Origin of the sequence: Halomonas koreensis, assembly GCF_031451675.1 — a bacterium.
Lineage (GTDB): Bacteria > Pseudomonadota > Gammaproteobacteria > Pseudomonadales > Halomonadaceae > Halomonas > Halomonas koreensis.
The window spans coordinates 22779-31749 of sequence record NZ_JARWAK010000024.1 but is presented as its reverse complement, the minus strand read 5'-3'; the positions used below and the strand labels follow the sequence as shown (position 1 = coordinate 31749).

At 71.5% G+C, this 8971-nt stretch carries 7 protein-coding genes; 2 read left to right on the top strand and 5 right to left on the bottom strand.

Annotated elements, in window-relative coordinates:
* Positions 1 to 184 precede the first annotated feature (184 nt).
* Together glyS and glyQ are read right to left on the bottom strand one after the other, a co-directional pair.
* A complete protein-coding gene (gene glyS, locus QC818_RS17870) occupies positions 185 to 2251 on the bottom strand; it encodes a glycine--tRNA ligase subunit beta (RefSeq protein ID WP_309654224.1) in 2067 nt (688 codons plus the stop codon).
* 1 nt (position 2252) lies between these two features.
* Positions 2253 to 3197, bottom strand: coding sequence for a glycine--tRNA ligase subunit alpha (glyQ, locus tag QC818_RS17865; RefSeq protein WP_309654223.1), 945 nt, complete (start codon positions 3195 to 3197; stop codon positions 2253 to 2255).
* 263 nt (positions 3198 to 3460) lie between these two features.
* On the opposite strand from glyQ, the gene rfaD reads away from it, so the two are divergent.
* On the top strand, positions 3461 to 4417 hold the full coding sequence (gene rfaD, locus QC818_RS17860) for an ADP-glyceromanno-heptose 6-epimerase (RefSeq protein WP_309654222.1): 957 nt from the start codon (positions 3461 to 3463) through the stop codon (positions 4415 to 4417).
* Positions 4410 to 5423 (top strand): lipopolysaccharide heptosyltransferase II, encoded by a 1014-nt coding sequence (gene waaF / locus QC818_RS17855; RefSeq protein ID WP_309654221.1) that lies wholly within the window; start codon positions 4410 to 4412, stop codon positions 5421 to 5423. Before rfaD ends, waaF begins: the two co-directional genes overlap by 8 nt.
* Before the next feature lie 73 nt (positions 5424 to 5496).
* Here the strand turns inward: waaF and QC818_RS17850 are convergent, their stop codons facing one another.
* Genes QC818_RS17850 through QC818_RS17840 form a run of 3 tightly spaced genes read right to left on the bottom strand, consistent with a single transcriptional unit; the run spans position 5497 to position 8970 of the window.
* Positions 5497 to 7119, bottom strand: a complete 1623-nt coding sequence (locus QC818_RS17850) for a sulfatase-like hydrolase/transferase (protein WP_309654220.1) — start codon at positions 7117 to 7119, stop codon at positions 5497 to 5499.
* Positions 7112 to 7885 carry a glycosyltransferase family 2 protein gene (locus QC818_RS17845; RefSeq protein ID WP_309654219.1) on the bottom strand — a complete coding sequence of 258 codons (774 nt, stop codon included), beginning with the start codon at positions 7883 to 7885 and terminating at the stop codon, positions 7112 to 7114. Before QC818_RS17845 ends, QC818_RS17850 begins: the two co-directional genes overlap by 8 nt.
* Positions 7882 to 8970: a glycosyltransferase family 9 protein gene (locus QC818_RS17840; protein WP_309654218.1), complete on the bottom strand. Its 1089-nt coding sequence runs from the start codon at positions 8968 to 8970 to the stop codon at positions 7882 to 7884. Before QC818_RS17840 ends, QC818_RS17845 begins: the two co-directional genes overlap by 4 nt.
* Between the last annotated feature and the right edge of the window lies 1 nt (position 8971).

The following is an 8971-nucleotide window of genomic DNA, read 5'->3' as shown; positions in this document are numbered from 1 at the left end:
ACCCCTTACCCCTTACCCCTTACCCCTTACCCCTTACCCCTTACCCCTTACCCCTTACCCCTTACCCCTTACCCCTTACCCCTTACCCCTTACCCCTTACCCCGTGTTCCACGTGAAACATCCCACGAAACAAAAGGGCCGGCGAGTCGCCTCGCCGGCCCCGTAGGGAGGAGCGGTATGTCGCCTACTGCTGGAGCAGGGCGATATCCGCGACCTCCAGGAACAGCGCCTGGAGGCTGGCCAGCAGGGCCAGGCGGTTGCGCTTCACCGCCTCGTCCTCGGCCATGACCATGACGTCGTCGAAGAAGGTGTCCACCGGCTCGCGCAGGCCGGCCAGCACGTCCAGGGCGTCGCTGTAGCGCGCCTCGGCGAACAGCGGAGTCACCCTGTCCCGGCAGGCGGCCAGCGCCTCGGCCAGCGCCTTCTCGGCGTCTTCCTGAAGCAGGGCGGCGTCCACGCTGTCGCTCACCGCGTCGCCCTGCTTGGCCAGGATGTTGGAGACCCGCTTGTTGGCGGCGGCCAGGGCCGCGGCTTCCTCGCGACGGGCGAAGGCCTGCACGGCCTCCAGCCGCCGGGCGAAGTCCAGAGGCTTGGTGACCGGGCGGGCGCGCACCGCCAGGTAGGTCTCGGCCTCGATGCCTTCGTCCTGTCCCCAGGCGCGGAAGCGGTCGAGCATGTAGCCGAGCACCTCGTCGACCAGCCCGTCGGCGTAGGGGAGCTCCTGGTGCTGGGCGGCGGCCAGCTCGAGCAGCTCGCGCAGGTCCAGGTCCAGCTCGCCCTTGATCAGGATGTTGAGCACGCCGATGGAGGCGCGGCGCAGGGCGAAGGGGTCCTTGGTGCCGGTGGGGCGCTGGCCGATGCCGAAGATGCCGGTCAGGGTGTCCAGGCGATCGGCCAGGGCCAGGGCCTGGCCGGTACGGGTGCGCGGAATCTCGTCGTCGGCGAAGCGCGGCAGGTACTGCTCCTCCAGGGCCTGGGCGACCTCGACGTCCTCGCCGTCGTGGGTGGCGTAGTAGCGGCCCATGATGCCCTGCAGCTCGGGGAACTCCAGCACCATCTCGGTCACCAGGTCGCACTTGGCCAGCTCGGCGGCGCGCCGGGCGTGACCGACATCGCCGCCCAGCTGGCCGGCGATGAAGGCGGCCACGGCGGCGCTGCGATGGGCCTTGTCGGCCAGGGTGCCGAGCTTCTGCTGGAACACCACACTGGACAGTTCCCGGGTGCGCTCGGCCAGCGGACGCTGGCGGTCGGTCTCGTAGAAGAAGGCGGCGTCGGCCAGGCGCGGGCGGATCACCTTCTCGTTGCCCTGGATCACCAGCTCCGGCGACTGGCTGTCGATGTTGGCGACGGTGATGAACTGCGGCTTGAGGCGTCCCTCGGCGTCGAGCAGGTGGAAGTACTTCTGGTTGGCCTTCATCGAGGAGATCAGGCACTCCGCCGGCACCTCGAGGAAGCGCTCGTCGAAGCCGCCGGTCAGCGCCACCGGCCATTCCACCAGGCCGCTGACCTCGACCAGCAGGTCCTCGTCGATCACCGCCCGGGCCTCCTGCACCTCGGCCTCGGCCAGCACCTGCTCGCGGATCCTTTCGCGGCGCTTGTCGCGGTCGGCCAGCACCCAGGCGTCCTCGAGGGCGGCCAGGTAGTCGTCGGCGTGGGCCAGCTCGATGGGCGCCGGGGCGTGGAAGCGGTGGCCGCGGGTGGTGCGGCCGGCCGCCAGGCCCAGGGCGCTTGCCTCGACGACGCGGTCGCCGTAGAGCATCGTCAGCCAGTGGGCGGGGCGCGAGAACTCGACCCGCGAGGCGCCCCAGCGCATGTTCTTGGGCACCGGCAGGCCGGCGATGGCCTTCTCGACGATGCCGGGCAGCAGGGCGGTGGTGGCCTCGCCCTGCTGCTGCTCGCGATAGCCCAGCCAGGTGCCCTTGGCGGTCTCCAGGTGGATCAGCTGGTCGACGGCGACGCCGCAGGAGCGGGCGAAGCCCTCGGCGGCCTTGGTCGGCTCGCCGTCCTTGAAGGCGGCGGCCAGCGCCGGCCCACGGCGCTCGACCTCGCGGTCCGGCTGCTTGTCGGCCAGCGCCTCGACCCGCACGGCCAGGCGGCGCGGCGTGGCGTAGGCGCGCATCTCGCCATGGGCGATCTCGGCTTCCTCGAGGCCGCGGCGGATGCCCGCGGCCAGGGCATCGGAGAGGTCATCGATCGCGCCCGGCGGCAGTTCCTCGACGCCCAGTTCGACCAGAAAGGTATCGGCTGCCATCTCAAGCGTCTCCTTCGGCAAGCAGTTCGCGGCGCAGGGCCTCGGGGGCCAGCGGGAAGCCGGCGGCCTTGCGCGATTCGTAGTAGGCATGGGCCACGTCCCGGGCCATGGTGCGCACGCGCAGGATGTAGCGCTGGCGTTCGGTGACCGAGATGGCGTGGCGGGCGTCGAGCAGGTTGAAGGTATGCGAGGCCTTGAGCACCTGCTCGTAGGCGGGCAGCGGCAGGCGGGCGTCGAGCAGCTTGGCGCACTCGCGCTCCTGGTGGTCGAAGGCGTCGAACAGCACCGGCACCTCGGCGTGCTCGAAGTTGTAGGCCGACTGCTCGCGCTCGTTCTGCAGGAAGACGTCGCCGTAGGTGACCTTGGTGCCGTCGGGGGCGATGGTCCACACCAGGTCATAGACGCTGTCGACGTCCTGGACGTACATGGCGATGCGCTCGATGCCGTAGGTCAGCTCGCCGGTGACCGGGTAGCACTCCAGGCCGCCGGCCTGCTGGAAGTAGGTGAACTGGGTCACCTCCATGCCGTTGAGCCAGACCTCCCAGCCGAGCCCCCAGGCGCCGAGGGTCGGGGATTCCCAGTTGTCCTCGACGAAGCGGATGTCGTGAACCAGCGGGTCGATGCCGAGACGCTTGAGCGACCCCAGATAGAGCTCCTGCAGGTCCGCCGGGGAGGGCTTCATCACCACCTGGAACTGGTAGTAGTGCTGCAGGCGGTTGGGGTTCTCGCCATAGCGGCCATCGGTGGGGCGGCGGGAAGGCTGCACGTAGGCGGCATTCCAGGTCTCGGGACCGATGGAGCGCAGGAAGGTGGCGGGGTGGAAGGTCCCGGCGCCGACTTCCATGTCCAGGGGCTGGAGGACCACGCAGCCCTGTTCGGCCCAGTACTGCTGCAGGGCCAGGATCAGGCCCTGGAAGGTTGTCACGTCTGGCGTCGACTGTGTCATTGCGGAAGCACCGTTGGCCATGAATTCACGAGCCGTCAAGTATACAATCACCGGCAGATCGGTTATAGGCACAGCCCGGAATACCTGGGCCATCCTCCGTCGAATGACGACTCGGGGGCGCCGGCGACAGGTCTACGAGGAGGCGCTGCGGGCCCTTCCCTGGGCACTGCCGACGCCATTCATGGCGTAGGGCCTCCTCTTTCGACCTGCCCCCGGCGCCCCGCTGATCACGATGGCCCTGCCCGCATAGAAGAGGAATCCCCATGATCGTAGTGACAGGCGGAGCCGGCTTCATCGGCTCGAATCTGGTCAAGGCACTCAACGCGCGCGGCCGCGATGACGTGCTGGTGGTCGACGACCTCCGCGACGGCACCAAGTTCGTCAATCTCGCCGACTGCACCCTCGGCGACTACCTGGACAAGGACGACTTCCTGGCGCGCATCCGGGCCGCCCTCAACGGCGATGACCCGCACCTGCCGCCCATCGAGGCGATCTTCCACCAGGGCGCCTGTTCCGACACCACGGAATGGGATGGCCGCTTCATGCTCGAGAACAACTTCGAGTACTCCAAGGAGCTGCTGCACTACTGCCAGCGCGAGGGGATCCCCTTCATCTACGCCTCCTCGGCGGCCACCTACGGCGGCAGCGAGGTGTTCCGCGAGGAGCCCGAGCACGAGAAGCCGCTCAACGTCTACGGCTACTCCAAGCTGCTGTTCGACCAGTACGTGCGCGCCCGCCACGACGAGTTCGAGAGCCAGGTGGTGGGCTTCCGCTACTTCAACGTCTACGGGCCCCGGGAGCAGCACAAGGGCAAGATGGCCAGCGTCGCCTACCACCACCACACCCAGGTCAGCGCCGGCCAGGACCTCAAGCTGTTCGGCGCCTGGGACGGCTACGAGGCCGGCATGCAGAGCCGCGACTTCGTCTACGTGGGCGACGTGGTCGACGTCAACCTGTGGTTCCTCGACCACCCGGAGGCCTCCGGCATCTTCAACCTGGGCACCGGTCGCGCCGAGCCCTTCAAGGCCATCGGCGAGGCGGTGATCGACTACTACGGCAAGGGCAGCATCGAGTACATCGACTTCCCCGACGAGCTCAAGGGCCGCTACCAGAGCTACACCCGCGCCGACATTGCCCGGCTGCGCGAGGCCGGCTACGACCGCGAATTCCGCACCGTGGCCGAGGGCGTGCGCGACTACCTGGAGTGGCTGAATGCCTGAGGCCGGGGAGCGCATCCTGGTCGTCGGCCCGTCCTGGGTCGGCGACATGGTCATGGCCCAGAGCCTGTTCAAGACGCTCAAGGCCGCCGATCCGGCGGCCCGCCTCGGCGTGGTGGCGCCGGCCTGGTCGCGGCCGATCCTCGAGCGCATGGCGGAGGTCGACGAGGTGGCCGCCCTGGAGGTGGGCCACGGTGAGTTCGGCTGGGGGGCGCGCCGGCGGCTGGCGGCCACGCTGCGCGGACGCTTCGACCGGGCCATCGTGCTGCCGCGCTCCTGGAAGTCCGCGCTGGTGCCCTTCCTGGCGCGGATCCCGCGGCGTACCGGCTTCCACGGCGAACAGCGCTACGCGCTGCTCAACGACCGGCGACACCTGGACAAGGCGGTGCTCGACCAGACCGTCAAGCGCTTCGTGGCCCTGGGGCTCCCGGCGGAGGCGTCGCGTCGCGGAGATTTCCCGGTGCCGTTCCCGTCCCTGCGGCGCGACGACGCCAACCTGGCGGCGCTGCACGACGCCCACGGCCTGGGGGGGCGCCCGGCCATCGCCATGATGCCCGGCGCCGAGTACGGTCCCGCCAAGCAATGGCCGCTCGAGCATTTTCGCACCCTCGCCGAGGCGCTGATCGCCGAGGGCTTCGAGGTGCGGGTGCTCGGCGGGCCCAAGGATGCGCCCGCCGGCGAGGCCATCGCCGGCGGGCTCGCGCATGTCCATAACCTGTGCGGCCAGACCCGCCTGGCGGACGCCGTGGACCTGCTCGCCGACTGCTGCCAGGCGGTGACCAACGATTCCGGGCTGATGCACGTGGCCGCGGCCGCGGGCACCCGGGTGCAGGCGATCTACGGGTCCTCCTCGCCGGCCTACACCCCGCCGCTGACCGACGCCGCCGAGATCCATACCCTGGCGCTTGATTGCTCGCCCTGCTTCGAGCGCCACTGCCCGCTGGGGCATACCAACTGTCTCCGGCAACTGACGCCGGCGCGGCTGCTGGCCGCCATCCGGGCCTCCTAGAGGTCGCTTGGGGGCGCGCCTCGCACAGTGGGGCGGATGAGCAAGTGGCCGAGGGATCGCGGCCAGGGAGTGTCTAGGGCGCCGGGTTGAGCGCCCGGGGCTCGGGCCTCGGCAGGTGGCCGAGCCCCTCCCAGAGCCGCCGCTGCAGGGCCGTCTCCTCCCGCAGGCGAGCATTGATCGCCTCCAGGCCGTGGCGCTCGACCAGGGTCGGCTCATCGGCCAGCAGCGACACGCCGAGGCCCGCCCGGTGGCGTTCGATGGCGAAGCCCATGGCCTCGAGCACCGTGGGCAGCACGTCCAGGGTCGAGGCCTCGCGCTCGAGCCGGCGGGGCGCCAGGCCATTGCCCAGCAGCATGAAGGTGTTGGCCCGCGGGCCCTCGGTGAGCGCCTCCCAGGCCGAGACGCGCATGCTCAGGTGATCGCTGGCCAGCACCACCAGGGTGTCCTCGAGCAGCCCCTCCGCCGCGAGCCGCTCGATCAGTCCCCGGGCCAGCCGGGCGGCGCACTCCACGGCGTAGAGGATGTCCACGCCGTCGAAGGCGCCCTGGCGGTCGCGGCAGGTCCGGGCCGGGAAGCCGGCGGGCGGATGGGTGCCCAGGCTCAGGGTGACCACCGCCCAGGGATCGCCCCGGGCCTCCAGGGCGCGGATCTCGCCCAGGGCGAAGTCGTAGAGGCTGTCGTCGTACAGCCCCCAGCTGTTGAGATAGTCCGGATCGTCCAGCCGCGGCGCCAGGGTCTCGCGGCCGCGCACCCGGTGGAAGCCGTGATCCGCGTAGAAGCGGCCCTTGCCGGCGAAGCGGGTGCTGGCGCCGCCCAGGTAGCTGAGCCGGTAGCCCCGGGCCGCCAGCAGGTCGCCCAGGCAGTCGACGCCGGGGACGACCCGTTCCAGGGGCTCGAACTGGCTGTCATGCAGCAGGCCGGCGGGCATCAGCGGGGTGCCGCACTGGCTGGCGATCATGCCGGCCATGGTCCAGCCGGTGTTGTCGAGCTGGCGCATGCCCTCCACGACCACGCCGCGGCGGCCCAGCTCGGCGAGCGGCGCATAGGCGTCGCCGAAGCGCTCGCGATCGGCGTAGGTGCGCTCCAGGCTCTCCAGGTAGAGCACCAGCAGGTTGGGCGGTTCCGCCGGGGCCTGGCGGATGGCGGGCGGCACGTAGCGGCGGTCCAGCCAGGCGCCGTCCTCGGTGACCAGGGCCGCCCCGCGCTGGCCGAGGCCGAACAGCAGGGGGTTGGTGGCCAGCAGCGCCAGGGCCAGCACCCGTTCCACGAGCCGCCAGCGGCGGTCGGTCCGCACCAGCCAGGTGAAGGCCGCCAGCACCGGCAGCATGGCCAGGCTGTAGAGGCCCGCGGCGATCAGGCGGCCGCCGCCGCCGTGTTCCTCGATGCCGGCCTGGAGGTGGAAGAAGACCGCGCCGAGGTCGACGACGCCGAAGCTGTCGGCCAGGTAGACGTAGACGCCCCACAGAGCCAGCGGCAGCAGCGACCAGGGCCAGACCCGCACCGGCGGCGCGGCGGGGCGTGGGGCACCCCAGCGCAGCACCAGGGCCAGGCCCAGCCAGGCGACGACGATGGGCGGCATCATCGCCCCGGGCAGCGGGGTGACGGTAACGGCGGCGAAGCCCAGGGCCAGGCCCAGGGTCAGCAGGGCCCACCAGCGGGGCGCCCGGAGCCCGGCGGGCAGGCGGCGGTCAGGCATCGTCGGCGTCGGGGCGGGCGCGTTCGTTCTCGTGGAGCTCGTTCAGCTTGGCGTACTTCATGTAGGCGTGGAACGCCGTGGTCATGGCCACGGTGAAGCCGTCCGCGCCCTGGAAGAGCCCGCCCTTGAGGATCAGCTTGCGGAAGGTCGCGGTGGCCGCATGCAGCGCCGGCCGCATCGACGAGGGCCCCTTGCCGCGCTCCTTCATGGCCCAGGCGTCGCGGCTGGAAAGCGCGTCGATGCGGGTGATCCAGTGCGACAGGTCGCGATAGGTGAAGTGCCGGATGTGGGCGTTCAGGTCCGTGACCTCGGGGGCCTGCACCGAGGAATGGGCCTTCTTGGGCAGGTAGCCCGAGGTGGTGCGGTTGTAGAGCCGGGTGACGGGATCGGGATAGAAGCCCGCCGCGCGGATCCAGTGGCGGCCGGCGAAGTTGCGGCGCCGGAAGCGGTAGGCCCGCCGGGGGTCGTCCAGGGCCAGGCCGCCGATCGCCTCGACGGCGTCGTCGTCCAGGCGCTCGTCGGCGTCGAGCGCCAGGATCCAGTCGTGGCGGGCTTCGGGCACCGCGACCGCCTTCTGGGGGCCGTCGCCGAGGTAGGGCTGATGGATGACCCGGGCCCCGGCGGACTCGGCGATGGCCACGGTGGCGTCCTGGCTGCCGGAGTCGACGACGATCACCTCGTCGCAGACTCGCCGCAGGGAGGCGATGCAGTCGCCGACGTTGTCGGCCTCGTTGAGCGTGATGATGATGCCGGAGATGGGCGTCATGGGCTGGGCTCGCTGATCGGGGAGGGGGTCAGCCGCCGGGCGATGGCCGCGGCGGCGGCGTCCAGGTCGATGGCCGTCATGTCCGCCTCGTGGGCGCCCTCGGGGGGGCAGAAGGCCAGGCGGCGTGGCTCGGCGTTGCAGGTCTGCCAGCGCAGCGGCGTCGCCGAGCGCCGCGACGGATAGAAGCCCGCGGTGGGGCGGTCGAGGCAGGCGGCGACGTGCAGCGGGCCGGTGGAGCCGGCGATGAACAGGTCCGCCGCCGCCAGTCGCCGGGCGAAGGCCTCGAGCCCGGGGCTCGCCGGCAGTCGCTTGGCCTCGAGCCCCGCCTCGCCCAGGGCCTCGGCCAGCGCCTCGGCGTTGGCCTCCTCGCCGGGACCGGCGGTGAGCACCCAGGCGGGCGTCACGCCCGAGCCGCGCAGCCGGGCGTCCACGTCACGGGCCAGGCGGGCATAGGCCGCGCGGCTCAGGTTGACCGCCGAGCCGCCGCTGCCGGCGTGCAGGAACAGCCAGGGGCGCGTCGCGTCCAGCCCCGTCTCGGCGGCCACGGCCGCCCGCTGGGCCTCGCGCTCGCCTTCGGCCAGTGGCCAGTAGGGAGGCGCCGGCCGCGGCGGCACCGCGAGCCCCAGGGCCTCGAGCAGCGCCTCCGCCAGCTCCTGGTTGTAGACGTACTCGGGTTTCTCGGAGCGGGACCTGCGCTGGGTGACGCGGCGGTTGTAGAATACCTGGGCCCACTTGGTGGCCGGCGCCAGGCGCAGCGGGATGCCGGCCCGCCAGCCGAGCCAGCCGATCCGCGGCGTGGAGAACAGCGTCAGCAGGGCATCGAAGCGCCCCGCCTTCAGGCGGCCGAGCAGCTCGCGGCGGGCCTCGCGGCCGGCGCCGTCGCCCGGGTCGAGGATCACCTCGTCGATCCACGGACAGCAGCGGGCCAGGGGCGCGGTGTAGCCGGGCACCACCACGCTGACGCGGGGCGCCGGCCGGGCGGCCTTGAGCGCGGCCAGGGCCGGCCAGGCCAGCATGAAGTCGCCGAGCTTGTCGTTGCGCACCACCAGGATATGCGGCGGCCGTTGGGCGGTGAAACTCGTCATC

Bases quoted from the DNA above. Each gene is read 5' to 3' on its own strand.
- waaF (WP_309654221.1), top strand. From the start codon at position 4,410: ATGCCTGAGGCCGGGGAGCGCATCCTGGTCGTCGGCCCGTCCTGGGTC.
- QC818_RS17840 (WP_309654218.1), bottom strand. From the start codon at position 8,970: ATGACGAGTTTCACCGCCCAACGGCCGCCGCATATCCTGGTGGTGCGC.
- glyS (WP_309654224.1), bottom strand. From the start codon at position 2,251: ATGGCAGCCGATACCTTTCTGGTCGAACTGGGCGTCGAGGAACTGCCG.
- rfaD (WP_309654222.1), top strand. From the start codon at position 3,461: ATGATCGTAGTGACAGGCGGAGCCGGCTTCATCGGCTCGAATCTGGTC.
- glyQ (WP_309654223.1), bottom strand. From the start codon at position 3,197: ATGACACAGTCGACGCCAGACGTGACAACCTTCCAGGGCCTGATCCTG.
- QC818_RS17845 (WP_309654219.1), bottom strand. From the start codon at position 7,885: ATGACGCCCATCTCCGGCATCATCATCACGCTCAACGAGGCCGACAAC.
- QC818_RS17850 (WP_309654220.1), bottom strand. From the start codon at position 7,119: ATGCCTGACCGCCGCCTGCCCGCCGGGCTCCGGGCGCCCCGCTGGTGG.